Annotated in this window: 13 protein-coding genes, 2 tRNA genes and 1 rRNA gene; 14 read left to right on the top strand and 2 right to left on the bottom strand. The window is 47.0% G+C overall.

The window, feature by feature from the left end; genetic code table 11:
• The first annotated feature begins 102 nt into the window (after nucleotides 1–102).
• From ftsH to ACTNDQ_RS00065, 4 genes are all read left to right on the top strand, one after another.
• Nucleotides 103–2,241, top strand: a complete 2,139-nt coding sequence (gene ftsH / locus ACTNDQ_RS00080; RefSeq protein ID WP_278795383.1) for an ATP-dependent zinc metalloprotease FtsH — start codon at nucleotides 103–105, stop codon at nucleotides 2,239–2,241.
• Nucleotides 2,242–2,313: 72 nt separating this feature from the next.
• Complete coding sequence (uvrC, locus tag ACTNDQ_RS00075; RefSeq protein ID WP_320810497.1) at nucleotides 2,314–4,161, top strand: excinuclease ABC subunit UvrC; 1,848 nt, start codon at nucleotides 2,314–2,316, stop codon at nucleotides 4,159–4,161.
• A gap of 110 nt (nucleotides 4,162–4,271) precedes the next feature.
• On the top strand, nucleotides 4,272–5,219 hold the full coding sequence (gene hprK, locus ACTNDQ_RS00070; protein ID WP_148448385.1) for an HPr(Ser) kinase/phosphatase: 948 nt from the start codon (nucleotides 4,272–4,274) through the stop codon (nucleotides 5,217–5,219).
• Nucleotides 5,220–5,232: 13 nt separating this feature from the next.
• The gene (locus tag ACTNDQ_RS00065) at nucleotides 5,233–6,168 is read left to right on the top strand and encodes an ROK family glucokinase (RefSeq protein ID WP_279201222.1); all 936 of its coding nucleotides are present in this window, start codon (nucleotides 5,233–5,235) and stop codon (nucleotides 6,166–6,168) included.
• A gap of 177 nt (nucleotides 6,169–6,345) precedes the next feature.
• Here ACTNDQ_RS00065 and ACTNDQ_RS00060 read toward each other — a convergent pair whose 3' ends face one another.
• A complete protein-coding gene (locus ACTNDQ_RS00060) occupies nucleotides 6,346–9,033 on the bottom strand; it encodes a transglycosylase domain-containing protein (protein WP_288787685.1) in 2,688 nt (895 codons plus the stop codon).
• Nucleotides 9,034–9,211: 178 nt separating this feature from the next.
• Here ACTNDQ_RS00060 and ACTNDQ_RS00055 point away from each other — a divergent pair, with 178 nt between their 5' ends.
• Nucleotides 9,212–9,868: a YigZ family protein gene (locus ACTNDQ_RS00055; RefSeq protein WP_279201225.1), complete on the top strand. Its 657-nt coding sequence runs from the start codon at nucleotides 9,212–9,214 to the stop codon at nucleotides 9,866–9,868.
• Between the two features lie 104 nt (nucleotides 9,869–9,972).
• Here the strand turns inward: ACTNDQ_RS00055 and ACTNDQ_RS00050 are convergent, their stop codons facing one another.
• Nucleotides 9,973–10,491, bottom strand: a complete 519-nt coding sequence (locus ACTNDQ_RS00050) for a peptidylprolyl isomerase (RefSeq protein WP_021651510.1) — start codon at nucleotides 10,489–10,491, stop codon at nucleotides 9,973–9,975.
• Nucleotides 10,492–10,584: 93 nt separating this feature from the next.
• Here ACTNDQ_RS00050 and tsaE point away from each other — a divergent pair, with 93 nt between their 5' ends.
• The 9 genes from tsaE to ACTNDQ_RS00005 form a co-directional block, all read left to right on the top strand.
• Nucleotides 10,585–11,025, top strand: a complete 441-nt coding sequence (gene tsaE / locus ACTNDQ_RS00045; protein ID WP_015525922.1) for a tRNA (adenosine(37)-N6)-threonylcarbamoyltransferase complex ATPase subunit type 1 TsaE — start codon at nucleotides 10,585–10,587, stop codon at nucleotides 11,023–11,025.
• Nucleotides 11,022–11,747: a tRNA (adenosine(37)-N6)-threonylcarbamoyltransferase complex dimerization subunit type 1 TsaB gene (gene tsaB, locus ACTNDQ_RS00040; protein ID WP_015525921.1), complete on the top strand. Its 726-nt coding sequence runs from the start codon at nucleotides 11,022–11,024 to the stop codon at nucleotides 11,745–11,747. Before tsaE ends, tsaB begins: the two co-directional genes overlap by 4 nt.
• Nucleotides 11,744–12,187, top strand: coding sequence for a ribosomal protein S18-alanine N-acetyltransferase (gene rimI / locus ACTNDQ_RS00035; RefSeq protein WP_015525920.1), 444 nt, complete (start codon nucleotides 11,744–11,746; stop codon nucleotides 12,185–12,187). The genes tsaB and rimI overlap by 4 nt, the downstream gene beginning before the upstream one ends.
• 77 nt (nucleotides 12,188–12,264) lie before the next feature.
• Nucleotides 12,265–13,176 carry a ribonuclease Z gene (locus tag ACTNDQ_RS00030; protein ID WP_279201226.1) on the top strand — a complete coding sequence of 304 codons (912 nt, stop codon included), beginning with the start codon at nucleotides 12,265–12,267 and terminating at the stop codon, nucleotides 13,174–13,176.
• A gap of 4 nt (nucleotides 13,177–13,180) precedes the next feature.
• Entirely contained in the window at nucleotides 13,181–14,200 is a 1,020-nt protein-coding gene (gene tsaD / locus ACTNDQ_RS00025; protein WP_441063138.1) for a tRNA (adenosine(37)-N6)-threonylcarbamoyltransferase complex transferase subunit TsaD, read from the top strand.
• A gap of 21 nt (nucleotides 14,201–14,221) precedes the next feature.
• The gene (ispD, locus tag ACTNDQ_RS00020; RefSeq protein ID WP_015525917.1) at nucleotides 14,222–14,926 is read left to right on the top strand and encodes a 2-C-methyl-D-erythritol 4-phosphate cytidylyltransferase; all 705 of its coding nucleotides are present in this window, start codon (nucleotides 14,222–14,224) and stop codon (nucleotides 14,924–14,926) included.
• Between the two features lie 177 nt (nucleotides 14,927–15,103).
• Nucleotides 15,104–15,189, top strand: a tRNA-Ser gene (locus ACTNDQ_RS00015).
• 139 nt (nucleotides 15,190–15,328) lie between these two features.
• Nucleotides 15,329–15,417 (top strand) — tRNA-Ser (locus ACTNDQ_RS00010).
• 244 nt (nucleotides 15,418–15,661) lie between these two features.
• Nucleotides 15,662–15,823: ribosomal RNA gene (locus tag ACTNDQ_RS00005) — 16S ribosomal RNA — on the top strand; the annotation flags it as partial.

The raw sequence follows: 15,823 nt of genomic DNA, 5'->3' as shown, positions 1-15,823 counted from the left end.
AACATCCAATGCGGTGTTTTTTCGATGGTATTTTTGTAATCTCGCAGTTGATTTATATGGTTTTTCTCTTTATAATAAAGAAATGACAAGAGGAGGAAAAAAATGAATAATCAACTGAATAATGATCAGGACGGGAAGCGACCTGACAACAAAGATCCCAGGCAGGGATCAGGTAAAAATCATCAGTCGATTCTGGCTTTTCTGATATGCCTCCTGGTCACACTGGTGTGCTTCGCGTTGTTTACCAATATGCTGAAGGATAACAGCAGTGAGATCTCCTATGATAAATTTATCGATATGGTGGATAAGGACCAGGTTAAGGAAGTAACGATCCAGTCCAGTACATTGACGATCGTACCCAAGAAAAAGAATTCCAAGTACGAGGATATGAGCTATTACACCACGAAGACCGAAGACAGTACAGCACTTACCAAGAGACTGGAAGGAAAGGGAATCAAGTTTGAGACCGATCCGCCGGATGTTTTTGGTGAATTTGTTGCAATGATCCTGAGCGTGGTTCTGCCGACACTGCTTTTGTTCGGACTTCTGATGTTCTCCATGCGCCGCATGAACAAAGGCGGCGGGATCATGGGCATGGGCGTAGGCAAGAGCAAAGCCAAGGCATATGTGCAGCAGGAAACGGGCGTTTCCTTTAAGGATGTGGCAGGTCAGGATGAAGCCAAGGAATCTCTCCAGGAAGTTGTGGATTTTCTTCACAACCCCGGAAAATACACAGCCATCGGAGCCAAGCTGCCTAAGGGCGCACTTCTTGTAGGCCCTCCGGGAACCGGTAAGACATTACTTGCCAAGGCTGTTGCAGGCGAAGCGCAGGTACCGTTCTTCTCTCTTTCCGGCTCGGAATTTGTGGAGATGTTTGTGGGCGTGGGTGCCTCACGTGTCCGTGACCTTTTCGAGGAAGCCAAGAAGAATGCTCCGTGTATCGTATTTATCGATGAGATCGATGCCATTGGTAAAAGCCGTGATTCCCGCTATGGCGGCGGAAATGATGAGCGTGAGCAGACATTGAACCAGCTGCTTGCGGAGATGGATGGCTTTGATACATCCAAGGGACTTCTGATCCTTGCTGCGACCAACAGACCGGAGGTTCTTGATCCGGCTCTTCTTCGTCCGGGACGTTTTGACAGACGTGTGATCGTTGACAGACCGGATCTTAAAGGAAGGGTGGATATCCTGAAGGTACATGCCAAGAACGTACTTCTGGATGACACCGTTGATTTTGAAGCTGTTGCACTTGCAACTTCCGGTGCGGTAGGCTCTGATCTTGCCAATATGATCAATGAGGCTGCGATCCTTGCAGTCAAGAAGGGACGTAAAGCTGTATCACAGAAGGACCTGGAGGAATCCGTAGAAGTAGTTCTGGTGGGAAAAGAGAAGAAGGACCGTATCTTAAGCAAACAGGAACGCCGGATCGTATCCTACCATGAAGTCGGACACGCACTGGTAAATGCACTCCAGAAGGATGCGGAGCCTGTACAGAAGATCACCATCGTACCCCGTACCATGGGAGCACTGGGTTACGTTATGCAGGTACCTGAGGAAGAAAAATATCTCAACACCAAGAAAGAACTGGAAGCTATGCTGGTAGGCTATCTTGGCGGACGTGCTGCAGAGGAGATCGTTTTTGACACAGTTACTACAGGTGCAGCCAATGATATTGAGCAGGCTACCAAGGTGGCCAGAGCCATGATCACACAGTATGGTATGTCTGAGAAGTTCGGACTGATGGGACTTGCTACACAGGAGAACCAGTATCTCAGCGGAAGAGCAGTTTTAAACTGTGGTGATGATACCGCAACAGAGATCGATCATGAGGTGATGAAGCTTCTCCACCATTCCTATGAGGAAGCCAAGAGGATCCTTGGAAGTCACAGAACAGAGATGGATAAGATTGCGGAATATCTGATCCGCAAGGAAACCATTACAGGTAAAGAGTTCATGAAGATCCTCCGTGCAGTTCAGCAGGGCCTGGATATCCCGGAGAATCTGGATGATCTGGTACTTTCCGAGGATGAAAAAGAAGTGTCCAATAAACAGGATATTGAAATGATCGCGGAAAATAACGAGGCTGCAAAAAGTACAGAATCGGTTCAGTTCAGACCGGAGATATCCGGACAGGAACTGACAGAGGATATGCAGGCACCGGAGAAAACAGAAGAATCTGCTCAGGCAACAGATAGCGATCATGCAGAAACAGAAGAAAAGCCGGGATCACAGGCATAAAACAGATCATAAGAAAACCGGGAGAAATCCCGGTTTTCTTATTACTGTAATAGTAAAACAGGAGAATAAAGTATGTTCATAATCGAGGAAGAATTAAAGAAGCTTCCGGCAAAACCGGGAGTTTATATCATGCATGGCGAGAAAGACGAGATCATCTATGTGGGAAAAGCCATAAGCCTTAAGAATCGTGTGCGCCAGTATTTCCAGAGCAGTCGTAATAAAGGTGCCAAGATTGAACGGATGGTTACACATATTACCAGATTTGAGTACATTATTACGGATTCGGAGCTGGAAGCCCTTGTGCTGGAGTGTAATCTTATCAAGGAACATCGTCCGAAATATAATACCATGCTCAAAGATGACAAGAGCTATCCGTTTATTAAGGTGACAGTTCATGAGCCATACCCGAGAGTGCTTTTTGCCAGGAGAATGAAAAAGGACAAGGCAAAATATTTTGGTCCCTATACAAGTGGCGGAGCAGTAAAGGACGTGATCGAACTGGTGCGGAAGCTGTATCAGGTGCGCTCCTGCAACCGCAGTCTTCCGAGAGATACCGGAAAGGACCGGCCCTGTCTGTACTATCATATGAAACAGTGCAAGGCACCCTGCCAGGGATATGTCAGCCAGGAAGAATACCGGAAGAATATCAATAAGGTGATCAAATTTCTGAATGGAGATTTTCAGGACGCCATTAGTGAGCTGATGGAAAAAATGCAGAAAGCTTCGGAGGAAATGCGCTACGAAGATGCTATGGAATACCGGGACCTGATCAGCAGTATCCGGAAGATCGGGGAACGGCAGAAGATCACCGGCTACGGGCAGGAAGACAGGGACATCATTGCAGTAGCCATGGATGACAGTGAAGACCTCAGGGATCAGGATGCGGTTGTCCAGGTGTTTTTTATCCGGGATGGCAGGCTGATCGGCAGAGATCATTTTTATCTCCGTGTGGCAAAGGGCGATACAAAGGCGCAGGTCCTTTCAAGCTTTCTGAAACAGTTTTATGCGGGAACGCCATTTATTCCATCTGAGATCATGCTCCAGAGTGAGATCGAAGATGCAGATATCATCGAGGAGTGGTTGTCAGGAAGAAGAAAGCAGAAGGTACACATCCGGGTCCCGAAGAAGGGAACCAAGGAAAAGCTGGTAGAACTTGCCCTGGAAAATGCCCGTATGGTACTTGCCAAGGACAGAGAACGGATCAGGCGGGAGGAAGGACGAACCATCGGAGCTGTTCACGAGGTGGAAGAATGGCTGGGCTTGAAAAATGTGGTGCGCATGGAAGCCTATGATATTTCAAATATCAGTGGCTTTGAGTCTGTGGGATCCATGGTAGTTTATGAAAAAGGCCGTCCCAAACGCAGTGATTACCGTAAGTTCAAGATCAAATGGGTACAGGGACCCAACGATTATGCCAGCATGGAAGAGGTTCTGACCCGAAGGTTCACTCATGAGAGTAACGGAGAATTTGACAGCTTTGCAAGGCTTCCGGATCTGATCCTGATGGATGGTGGAAGGGGGCAGGTAAATATCGCTCTGAAGGTGCTGAATGAGCTTGGGATAAGCATCCCGGTCTGCGGTATGGTCAAGGACGATCATCATCGGACGAGAGGCCTGTATTTCAACAATGTGGAGATCTCCATTGACACATCCGGCGAAGGCTTCCGCCTGATCACCAGGATCCAGGACGAAGCCCATCGGTTTGCCATTGAATACCATCGTTCCCTCAGGAGCAGGGAACAGGTCCATTCTATCCTGGATGATATCCCGGGGATTGGTGATACCAGGAGGAAAGCTCTTCTGCGTAAATTTAAATCTGTGGAAAATATCCGGGATGCATCGGAGGAAGAACTGGCACAGACAGAGAGCATGAATGCCAGAAGCGCCCGTCAGGTCTATGAATTTTTCCATAAATCCTGATGCTGCATTGCAGTTTCAACTGTGATTGTGTATAATTAAAGATAAGGTGTCTCACGCCACGGCAAAACGGCAGTGAGAATGCAAACTTTCAGCGAAAAGGAGACAAAAGTATGAAGGGTGTACAGTTGACAAAGATGGTACAGGAACTGGAGCTTAATAATCTGACTCCGGAAATCGACCTGTCAGGCATCGTGATCAAGACTGCGGAGATCAACAGACCTGCGCTTCAGCTTACCGGATATCTGGAGCATTTTGCCAATGAACGAGTTCAGATCATCGGATATGTAGAGTATACGTATCTGATGCAGCTTAATGAGGAGGAGAGACGTTTTAAATATGAACGTTTCATTTCCAGCAAGATCCCATGTGTTATTTTCAGTACCATGACCCGTCCGTCTCAGGACATGATCGATCTGGCTGTTAAATATAATGTTCCGACATTCGTGACAGAAAGAACAACATCCAGCTTCATGGCAGAAATCATCCGCTGGCTGGGCGTGCAGCTTGCACCATGTATTTCTATTCATGGTGTGCTGGTTGATGTTTACGGCGAGGGAATCCTGATCACAGGTGAGAGCGGTATTGGTAAGAGCGAGGCAGCCCTGGAGCTGATCAAGAGAGGCCATCGTCTTGTCAGTGATGATGTTGTTGAGATCCGTAAGGTCAGTGACGTAACACTGGTGGGATCTGCACCGGATATCACACGTCATTTTATTGAGCTTCGTGGTATCGGTATCATCGATGTAAAAACACTGTTCGGTGTAGAGAGCGTTAAGGATACCCAGTCCATCGATCTTGTGATTAAGCTTGAGGAGTGGGACAGAGACAAGGAATACGATCGTCTTGGACTGCATGAGGAGTATACAGAGTATCTTGGAAACAAGGTAGTATGCCATTCTCTTCCGATCCGTCCGGGCCGTAACCTGGCGATCATCGTTGAGGCAGCGGCTGTCAACCACAGACAGAAGAAGATGGGATACAATGCGGCAGAGGCTCTGTATAAGCGTGTACAGGCGAATCTTGCGAAAAAGAGAGAAAATTCGGATGACGAAGAATAAGAGAGGGTAAGAAATGGGAACATATTGTTTTGGAATCGATGTAGGTGGAACTACTGTAAAATGCGGACTTTTCCGCACAGATGGCACTCTTGTTGAGAAATGGGAGATTCCGACCCGCAAGGAGAACAACGGAGATCAGATCCTTCCGGATGTGGCAGCAGCCGTAAAAGCAAAGATCGAAGAAAAAGGCATTTCCAAAGATGATGTAGAAGGCGTCGGGATCGGTGTTCCGGGACCGGTAAACTCCAAAGGCGAAGTATCACGTGCAGTAAATCTCTTCTGGGGATATAAGAACGTTGTGGGAGAGATGGAAGAACTTACAGGTCTTCATGCGGAAGCCGGAAATGACGCCAATGTAGCGGCATTGGGAGAGGCATGGAAGGGTGCTGCAGCAGGCTCCTCCGATGTGATCATGGTCACACTTGGAACAGGTGTAGGCGGTGGTATCATTGTTGATGGAAAGATCGTGACCGGACATCACGGAGCTGGCGGTGAGATCGGACATGCCAATGTGGATCATCATGAAACAGAATCCTGCAACTGCGGAAACAGGGGCTGTCTGGAACAGTATGCTTCTGCGACCGGAATTGTCCGCATGGCAAAAAAAGAGCTTGCAGCTTCCGGTGAGAACAGTGTTCTCAGAGATGCCGGAGAGATTTCAGCAAAAGCAGTTCTGGACGCATTTAAGGAGAATGATCCGGTAGCTGTAGCAACCATGGAAAAGGTCGGAGAGCAGTTGGGTGGTGCTCTTGCCATTATTTGCTGTGTGACAGATCCGGAGACCATTGTTATCGGCGGAGGAGTTTCCAAGGCCGGACAGCCGCTTATTGACTGTATCCGGAAATATTACAGAGAGTATGCTTTTGAATCCTGCAAGGATACTCCTATCGTGATCGCGACACTTGGCAATGATGCAGGAATCTACGGTGCAGCCAAGATGGTACTTTAACCGAACCAGGGAAGTCCCCTGCTTCAATTGCGAAAAGTAATAAGCGGTGGGTGGGACTTGCCTGAACTGATAAACTGTGAGACAGTAAGAAGTTATTAAAAGTAAAAAAAGTGGTTTCCATATTTCAGGAAACCACTTTTTTTATATGTTGTTTATGAAAGATACCTATAATGGAGATCATTCATAATATTCTACCGGATCTTCGCCGGTGTCATAGCTGCCGTCATCGCCACCGGTATCATTGTTGTTATCATAGCTGCCGTCATCGCCACCGGTATCATTGTTGTTATCATAGCTGCCGTCATCACCACCGGTGTTGTCGTCTGTTCCGGAATTGTCAGTATCATCACCGGTATTATCGGAACCGTCATCGGAATTGTCAGTATTGTCAGTGTCGGTGCTGTCAGTACTGTCCGGAGCTGCGCTTGGAATCGCTTCAGCTGCTGCATCGGTATCGGCGTCCGTATCTTCGTTATAATAATAGTCCTCTTCATCGTAATCGCTGCTGCCGTAGAAATGCTGATCACAGTATTCGGTGGGAAGACTGGAGATATCAAAATACTCTGTGATAGTCGGGCATCCGGATCTGGGAAGAAGACCGGTTTCTGCGCAGACACTGGCTTTTTCCACACTGGAAGGCATATCGAAATCTCTGTCCTCCAGGCCCTCGTGGATACGGGTCATAACCTTTTTCCAGAGGTTTTTGTGGAAGTTACGGGCATCTTCCGGAATTTTTTCGTTGTTGTCATAGCCGGACCATACTGCACAGGTGTAGTACGGTGTGTAGCCTACGAACCACAGGTCATTGTAGTCCTCTGTAGTACCTGTTTTTCCGGCTACAGTCATATTGTCCAGCTGGCAGGCGGTACCGGTACCTTTTTTTACAACGTCTTCCATGGCGCTTGTAAGAAGATAAGCGGTACTGTCTTTGATCACAGATCTGGAAACGGAGGAGTTCTCGATCAGAACATTTCCGTCATGATCAAGGATCTGTGTATAATAGATCGGTTTGATATAGTTCCCGCCATTAGCAATGGCTGCATATGCAGCACAAAGTTCCACGTTCTTGACACCTTTGGTGATACCGCCAAGAGCAGTAGCCAGGTTGGCGTCACTCCAGATATTTCCGTTGGCATCTTTATCTGCCTCAGTTCCATGTGCCAGAGTAGTAAATCCGAAATCATCCAGATATTTAAGACCAAGAGCCGGAGTAACCTGTTCCAGGCATTTGACTGCCACAACGTTGATGGAATTCTGGATTGCCTTACGGATGGTGGTTTCGCCGCCGTAGCTTCGTGTTGCGTTGTTAACCGGAGAACCGTCCGGATATTCATATGGCTCATCCATAAATGTAGTAGCCAGTGTATCACCTTTTTCATTCAGAGCCGGAGCATAGGTGGATACAATCTTAAAGGTAGAACCGGGCTGTCTGGTGGTATCCGTGGCACGGTTCAGGGTCAGGCTGGCTGTTTTTTCGCCACGGCCTCCGATCAGGGCTTTTACGTAACCGGTATGCTGGTCAATGACAGTCATGGAAGACTGTGGCTGTGGCGCAAAGTTTACACGCTCAGATACTACGGTGCTTCCGTCTGCCAGGATGTTAGCCTTGTATTGATCCACATACTGCTGACCTTCTTCAGGAGAATCAAAGAGAAGATCAAATTCCGGATCCTGATCACGGAAATACAGCTGCAGCATTTCTTTGCTGTAGTTTGTCTGTTTTCCATCCGGGCTTTGTACAGTCAGTGCATAATCCAGTTCATACTGAACATTGGCCGGATAGTTATCAGGGTTTGCATATTCCTCATCAAGGATCTGCTGCATGTTGGAATCCAGGGTTGTCATGATTTTCAGACCACCGCTGTAAAGAAGATTGGTAGCCTGTGTCTTGGTATATCCTTTAATATTCATCAGGTCGCTGATGACCTGATTGGTAACCTCATCTTCGAAATACGTGTAAACAGTACTTTCTTCTTCGGTGTTCTCAAGCTGTGCGGCCTGGATACGGGAATAAACGTCATCATTCAGTGCTGCATTATATTCATCCTGTGAGATGTAATTCTGATCCAGCATGTGATCCAGGACTTCCTTCCGTCTCTTGGAGTTTGCTTTTGGATTGGTGATCGGATTGAATTTGGTAGGGTTTTGCGTGATGCCGGCAAGGGTGGCACATTCAGAAAGATTCAGATCCCATACGTCTTTGTTAAAGTATTTTTTGGAAGCGGCCTGTACACCGTAGGAACCTGCACCCAGGTTAATGGTATTCAGGTAATTCTCAAGAATCACATTTTTGTCATATTTTTTTTCAATCTGTACAGCAAGGTACTGCTCCTGGAACTTACGTGTGAAACGTTCCAGCTGTGTGGATTCGTTGGTCCAGTCAGTGAAAACATTATTCTTCAGAAGCTGCTGTGTGATGGTACTGGCACCCTCGGAAAAGTTACCGGTGGTGATCGCCTTCATTGCGGCACGTGCGATACCGCGGACATCAATACCGTTATGTTCATAAAAACGCTCATCCTCAATGGCTACCACTGCATGCTGCAGACTGACCGGGATCTGGTCCAGGGAGACCGGAAGACGGTTGGATGTAGGGGCTGAAAGCTGTCGGATCTGTGTTCCCTGGTCATCATACAGGAAGGTTGCATATCCGAGAGGTGAAATATCCACATCGTTGACGTCAGGTGCTCCGGCGATCACGCCCCGGAAGGAGCCGATACCAAGGCAGACAACCATGACGCAGACTGCGATCAGAGCTGTAAATAAAACCCGGATAAACGAAACATGTGCTCTTTTTTCCAGCATGGAAGTACGGGAGATCAGAGCATTCCGCTTCTTGGAAGTGGATCTTTTTCCGTAGTTCATAATATTCCTCCTTTATAATCCGTTTTATTATAACAAATATGGAAAGCCAAATAAAGCCTTAAAAAAAATTTCACAATTCATGATATCTTATACATTGTGCAATGAAGATAATTATTATACAATAAAGAAAACTCTGCCTGAAACAGAGGGTTGGATATAGATAACGGAGGCGTAAACCATGCTGGAACATTATAAAACCATATACGAAGGCGGCGAAGGCGAACTTGTGGAAAAAAAATCCCGTTTCATCGCAACCGTCCGTCCTGTGGAAACAGAAGAAGAGGCCCTTGCCTTTATCGAAGAAATGAAAAAAAAATACTGGGATGCACGTCATAACTGCTATGTATATTCCGTAGGGATGAACCGGGAAGCCACCCGCTGCAGTGATGACGGAGAACCATCCGGAACAGCCGGAAGGCCTATGCTGGATGTGCTTCTGGGAGTCGGGATCTATAATGCGGCCATTGTGGTGACCAGATATTTTGGAGGTGTCCTTCTTGGGACAGGAGGGCTTGTGCGGGCATATTCCGGTGCAGTCCAGGCAGGACTGGCGGCAAGTACCGTCATTGAGAAGCATCATGGGATCTCTCTTCAGGTGACGACGGATTATACAGGGATCGGAAAGATCCAGTATATCGCAGGAGAAAGAAGTTTGCCAATCCTGGATTCCGAATATACCGACAAGGTTGTCCTGAAGCTTCTTGTGCCGGATGATCAGGTCGAAGAGGTGAAGAAGGCGATCACAGAAGGAACAAACGGAAGAGCCGGACTTGAGAAGGATGCAGAACTGTATTTTGCGAAAGTAAACGGAGAAGTGAAGACCTTCGAAAAGTAAAAGAAAAGAGAATGTCAGTATAAAAATACCCCGGGAAGAGGGCAGATGATCTGCGTTACAGTCTGCTCTTCGCGGGGCTTTTTTATTTTAGAAAATTATTCCTGTCAGCATTTCTCCGGTTCCGGATAATCCACACCAAAGGTATCAACAGTCATGGAGCTGATCTTCTGCTCGTCAAGAGGACGGTCACTGTAGTCCGTGTCTGTCTCTGCGATAGCATTTACAACATCCATGCCCTCAATGATCTGACCGAATGCAGCATAGCTTCCGTCAAGATGCGGAGCAGCCTTGTGCATGATAAAGAACTGGCTTCCGGCAGAGTTCGGATTCATGGCTCTTGCCATGGAGAGAACACCTGGTGTATGCTTCAGGTCGTTTTTGAAACGGTTCTGGGAGAACTCACCCTTGATGCTGTATCCCGGGCCACCCATACCGGTTCCGTCCGGGCATCCGCCCTGGATCATAAAGCCGTTGATGACACGGTGGAAGATCAGGCCGTCATAAAAGCCTTTTTTTACAAGGCTGATGAAGTTATTTACTGTGTTCGGGGCAACTTCCGGATATAATTCCGCTTTCATTACATCGCCATTATCCATTGTGATGGTAACGATAGGATTTGCCATAGTTTTCGCACTCCTTTTCAAAAAGTATTGTATTTCGCTGTTCGCTCTATTATAATATGCAAAGAATAATTGTGCAAGAAAAAGGTGGAAAATATGGTCATAGAAACGCATGATCCTGAGGAAACATTCGAGGTCGGAAGGACGATCGGAATGAATGCGAAGCCGGGACAGATCTACACACTGACAGGCGATCTGGGAGTTGGAAAAACCGTGTTTACACAGGGAGTGGCAGCAGGTCTTGGAATTACAGAACCTGTAAACAGCCCTACGTTTACCATTATCCAGGAATATGAAGACGGACGTCTGCCATTTTATCATTTTGATGTATATCGTATCGGGGATCTGGAAGAAATGGAAGAGATCGGATACGATGATTATTTTTTCGGGCAGGGAATCTGTCTGATCGAATGGGCGGAGCTCATTGAGGAGATCCTGCCGGAAAAAAGGATCGAAGTTACCATTGAAAAAGATCTTGAGAAGGGCTTTGAATACAGAAAGATCACCATTGAGGAGAGAGGAGAAAAGACAGAATGAGAGTTTTGGCACTGGACAGTTCCGGAATCGTGGCATCCGTAGCCGTTGTGGAGGACGATACACTGGTAGCTGAATATACAGTTAATTATAAGAAAACACATTCCCAGACTCTTCTTCCCATGCTGGATGAGATCGTGAAGATGACAGAGCTGGATCTGAAGACGATTGACGCTATTGCGGTAGCCAAGGGACCGGGCTCTTTTACCGGACTCCGTATTGGCTCTGCCACAGCCAAGGGACTTGGACTTGCCCTTGACAAACCACTGGTCGGGATTCCGACTGTGGAGGCACTGGCCTATAATCTCTATGATGTAAACGGCCTGATCTGTCCGATCATGGATGCCAGAAGAAAGCAGGTTTATACGGGAATCTATCGTTACGAGGATCACAGGCTCATGACGGTAAAGGATCAGATGGCAGTGGGAATTGAGGAGCTTCTTTCCATGCTGAATGAGATGGGAGAAGCCGTAACATTCCTCGGAGACGGAGTCCCGGTATTTAAAGATATCATCGCAGATAAGCTTACTGTACCGTTTTCTTTTGCACCGGCCCATCTTTCCAGACAGAGAGCAGGTGCTGTAGGTGCACTTGGTGTCCTTTATTATAAAGAAGGCAGAACCGAGACAGCGGCTGAGCACAAACCGGATTATCTCCGTGTTTCACAGGCTGAGCGGGAGCGTGCCCAGAAACTGAAAAAAGGATCAGAAGGGGAAAACGCATGATCTTAAGAGAAATGCTTGTGGATGATCTGGATCAGGTTATGGAGATCGAAGAGGAACTTTTTTCAGTCCCCTGGACAAAAGAGGGATTTCTGACATTTCTTATGAAAGAGAACGGGATGTTTCTTGTTGTGGAAGAAAAGGGCCGGATCCTGGGATATTGTGGTCTTCTTACGGTGCTGGATGAGGGGGATGTGACCAATGTGGCTGTCCGCAGAGACCGTCAGAGAGAGGGAATCGGAAATTTCCTTATGGAAAGTATGATCCGTCTGGCAGAAGAGCGTGGGATCACCATGATCCATCTGGAGGTTCGGGCAGGAAATGAGACTGCGATCCGGCTTTATGAACGTCAGGGATTTGTGCGGGATGGCCTGCGAAAGGGATACTATACAGATCCCACAGAGGATGCTGTTCTTATGACACGCACCGCAGTTTCTGAATAGGCTTACCCGGGAGAGGTACTTGTCTGTACGGGATAAGTATGCTAAACTTTGCCACAGAACAGGAAAAGAGGAAAAATATGTTAGATGTTTGTTTACTTGGCTGCGGAGGAATGATGCCGCTGCCACGCAGATGGCTTACCGCACTGATGACCCGTTATAACGGCAGCAGTCTGATGATCGATTGCGGGGAAGGCACTCAGGTGGCCATTAAAGAAAAGGGCTGGAGCTTCAAGCCTATTGATGTGATCTGTTTTACCCATTATCATGGGGATCATATCAGCGGACTTCCGGGACTCCTTTTGACTATGGGAAATGCAGACCGCACAGAACCGCTGACTCTGGTAGGCCCAAGAGGACTGGAACGTGTGGTAAGCGCACTTCGTGTGATCGCACCGGAGCTGCCCTTTGAAATTAAATTTATCGAGATCACGAAACCGGAGGAGGTTCTGGAACTGAACGGTTACCGGATCACTGCATTTCGGGTGAACCATAATGTTACCTGCTATGGATATACCCTTGAGATCCTGCGCCAGGGAAAATTTTCTCCTGACAGTGCCAGTGCACATGAGATTCCGCTGAAATTCTGGAATCCGCTGCAGAAGGGACAGACTGTGGAGGATGAGGGAAGGATCTACACACCGGATATGGTGCTTGGTCCGCCAAGAAAAGGGATCAAGCTTACCTATACCACAGATACCAGACCGACAGAGTCTATTTTACGTAATGCAAAAGGTTCCGATCTTTTTATCTGTGAGGGAATGTACGGTGAAGATGACAAGATCGAAAAGGCAAAAGGCTACAAACACATGACGTTTCGTGAAGCGGCCACTCTTGCCCGTGAAGCGGAAGTGGGGGAAATGTGGCTGACCCATTACAGCCCTTCTCTGGTACGTCCGGATGATTACATGGATACAGTACGTGAGATCTTTCCGAAGGCATGGCCGGGAAAAGACGGGAAGAGTGTGGAACTGAATTTTGAAGAGGACTGAAAAAATGAAAGATACATTAATTCTTGGTATTGAGAGCTCCTGTGATGAAACGGCAGCTTCCGTTGTAAAAAATGGAAGGACTGTCTTATCAAACGTGATTTCCTCACAGATTGAGATCCATAAACTGTACGGAGGTGTTGTACCGGAGATCGCCTCCAGAAATCATATAGAAAGGATCAACCAGGTCATCCAGGAAGCGCTGGACGAGGCAAATGTCACTCTGGATGATATTGATGCTATCGGTGTAACCTATGGACCGGGGCTTGTCGGTGCACTTCTTGTAGGTGTGGCAGAAGCCAAGGCTATTGCCTATGCAAGAAACCTGCCACTGGTAGGCGTGCATCATATAGAAGGACATGTTTCTGCCAATTATATTGAGCATCCGGATCTGGAACCGCCGTTTCTCTGTGCCATTGTATCCGGTGGACACACCCATCTTGTTATTGTGAATGACTACGGCCAGTTTGAGATCCTGGGCCGAACCAGAGACGATGCGGCAGGTGAGGCATTTGATAAGGTTGCACGTGCCATTGGGCTGGGATATCCGGGAGGACCGAAGATCGATAAGCTGGCAAAGGAAGGAAATCCGGACGCTATCGAGTTTCCACGTGCAAAAATCGGCGAAAATCCATATGATTTCAGCTTCAGCGGCGTGAAGTCCGCAGTTCTTAATTATTTAAACGGGGCAAAAATGAAAGGTGAGGAAGTAAACCGTGCAGATATCGCGGCATCCTTCCAGAAGGCGGTTGTTGACGTACTGGTAGAGCATACCATGCAGGCAGCAGCTGATTTTGGCATGAAAAAGGTTGCCATTGCAGGAGGTGTTGCTTCCAACGGAGCACTTCGCACTGCTATGGAAAAAGCATGTACAGAACGTGGATACAAATTTTACCGTCCGTCACCGATCTTCTGTACGGATAACGCAGCGATGATCGGAGTGGCAGCTTACTATGAATATATCAGGGGAACACGCCACAGCTGGGATCTGAATGCGGTTCCGAACCTGAAGCTTGGCGAAAGATAAAAGAATCCGGGGTAATTGATCATGGGAGAGTGCAGAAATACAGCTATTGTCCTGGCAGCAGGCCAGGGAAAGAGAATGCACAGCAAAATACAGAAGCAGTTTATGGAGCTTGACGGGATGCCGGTGCTCTGTTATTCTCTGCGCTGTTTTCAGGAAAGTCCGCTGATCAGGGATGTGATCCTGGTAACAGGGGAGGAATATGTTTTCTGGTGCAAAGAAGAAATCGTGGAAAAATATGGTTTTACAAAGGTTTCTGCTGTAGTATCCGGCGGAAAAGAACGGTACGATTCTGTTTATGAAGGACTTCGTGCGTGTAAAGACACAGAGTATGTGCTGATCCATGACGGTGCCAGACCATTTATTGATCATGGGATCATTGAAAGAGGACTTATGGCAGCAGCACAGACAGGTGCCAGTGTTACAGGCATGCCTTCCAAGGATACAGTTAAGATCGCAGATGAGGATGGGAATGTCAGTGAAACTCCGGATCGCAGCAGTGTATGGATCGTCCAGACTCCGCAGATCTTTCAGTACCCGCTGATCTATGGCGCATATACCAGCATTCGGCAGAAGGAAATGACCGGAATTACAGATGATGCCATGGTTGCAGAACATGAGACCGGGGTGAAGATCCGCTTTTCAGAAGGTTCTTATCGTAATATCAAGATCACAACACCGGAAGATCTGGTGGTTGCGGAGGCATTTTTGAAGGAAAACAGAGAGTAGAATAGAGAGCAGAACAGGGTGAAAATCCCGGTAAATATGGACATATAGCAGAAATTGAAGCTATATGTCCAATTTTTTGAAAAAAATATCAAATTTGTTATTGACAGGGGAGATATTTGATGATAGAATACAACATGCGCTGACAAAACAGCACAAAAATGTTGAAAAACATTATATGGAGAGATATCGAAGTGGTCATAACGAGGCGGTCTTGAAAACCGTTTGTCCGCAAGGGCGCGTGGGTTCGAATCCCACTCTCTCCGTTTGTCAAATACAGAATAAAAACTTTTTAAAAAAAGTTAAAAAAGTACTTGACAACATAAAAGATACGAGATATAATATCACCTGTCGCTGAGGACGGCAGAGATAAATATCGGAACTACTTAATAAGTAGGGCAATTTGGAGAAGTACCCAAGCTGGCCGAAGGGGCTCCCCTGGAAAGGGAGTAGGTCGTTAACGCGGCGCGAGGGTTCAAATCCCTCCTTCTCCGCTTTAATTTTTTTGAAGACTAAATGATTCAAAAAAATTAAAAAAAGTTCTTGACAAGCAGTTGAGAATGAGATAAAATAAACGAGCTGTCTGAGAGACAGACGCAACAAACCTTGATAACTAAACAGTGAAACACATACGATTCTCGAAAATTTCTTTACATTTAAAGAACGGTTTAAACAAACCAAAAGCAGTAAAAACGAGAGATAGCCAAACGGTTGTCTTGAGTAAATGAATCAAACATTTTATCAGAGAGTTTGATCCTGGCTCAGGATGAACGCTGGCGGCGTGCTTAACACATGCAAGTCGAACGGGAAACCTTTTATTGAAGCTTCGGCAGATTTAGATTGTTTCTAGTGGCGGACGGGTGAGTAACGCGTGGGTAACCTGCCTTATACAGGGGGATA

It is taken from the genome of Blautia massiliensis (ex Liu et al. 2021) (genome assembly GCF_052064225.1).
Lineage (GTDB): Bacteria > Bacillota > Clostridia > Lachnospirales > Lachnospiraceae > Blautia_A > Blautia_A fusiformis.
Note: the sequence above shows the minus strand (reverse complement) of the source record. Positions and strands in the feature narration are given on the sequence as shown.

What these genes read in the sequence shown, in the direction of transcription:
- ftsH (WP_278795383.1), top strand. Translation starts at nt 103, where the DNA reads ATGAATAATCAACTGAATAATGATCAGGACGGGAAGCGACCTGACAAC.
- uvrC (WP_320810497.1), top strand. Translation starts at nt 2,314, where the DNA reads ATGTTCATAATCGAGGAAGAATTAAAGAAGCTTCCGGCAAAACCGGGA.
- hprK (WP_148448385.1), top strand. Translation starts at nt 4,272, where the DNA reads ATGAAGGGTGTACAGTTGACAAAGATGGTACAGGAACTGGAGCTTAAT.
- ACTNDQ_RS00065 (WP_279201222.1), top strand. Translation starts at nt 5,233, where the DNA reads ATGGGAACATATTGTTTTGGAATCGATGTAGGTGGAACTACTGTAAAA.
- ACTNDQ_RS00060 (WP_288787685.1), bottom strand. Translation starts at nt 9,033, where the DNA reads ATGAACTACGGAAAAAGATCCACTTCCAAGAAGCGGAATGCTCTGATC.
- ACTNDQ_RS00055 (WP_279201225.1), top strand. Translation starts at nt 9,212, where the DNA reads ATGCTGGAACATTATAAAACCATATACGAAGGCGGCGAAGGCGAACTT.
- ACTNDQ_RS00050 (WP_021651510.1), bottom strand. Translation starts at nt 10,491, where the DNA reads ATGGCAAATCCTATCGTTACCATCACAATGGATAATGGCGATGTAATG.
- tsaE (WP_015525922.1), top strand. Translation starts at nt 10,585, where the DNA reads ATGGTCATAGAAACGCATGATCCTGAGGAAACATTCGAGGTCGGAAGG.
- tsaB (WP_015525921.1), top strand. Translation starts at nt 11,022, where the DNA reads ATGAGAGTTTTGGCACTGGACAGTTCCGGAATCGTGGCATCCGTAGCC.
- rimI (WP_015525920.1), top strand. Translation starts at nt 11,744, where the DNA reads ATGATCTTAAGAGAAATGCTTGTGGATGATCTGGATCAGGTTATGGAG.
- ACTNDQ_RS00030 (WP_279201226.1), top strand. Translation starts at nt 12,265, where the DNA reads ATGTTAGATGTTTGTTTACTTGGCTGCGGAGGAATGATGCCGCTGCCA.
- tsaD (WP_441063138.1), top strand. Translation starts at nt 13,181, where the DNA reads ATGAAAGATACATTAATTCTTGGTATTGAGAGCTCCTGTGATGAAACG.
- ispD (WP_015525917.1), top strand. Translation starts at nt 14,222, where the DNA reads ATGGGAGAGTGCAGAAATACAGCTATTGTCCTGGCAGCAGGCCAGGGA.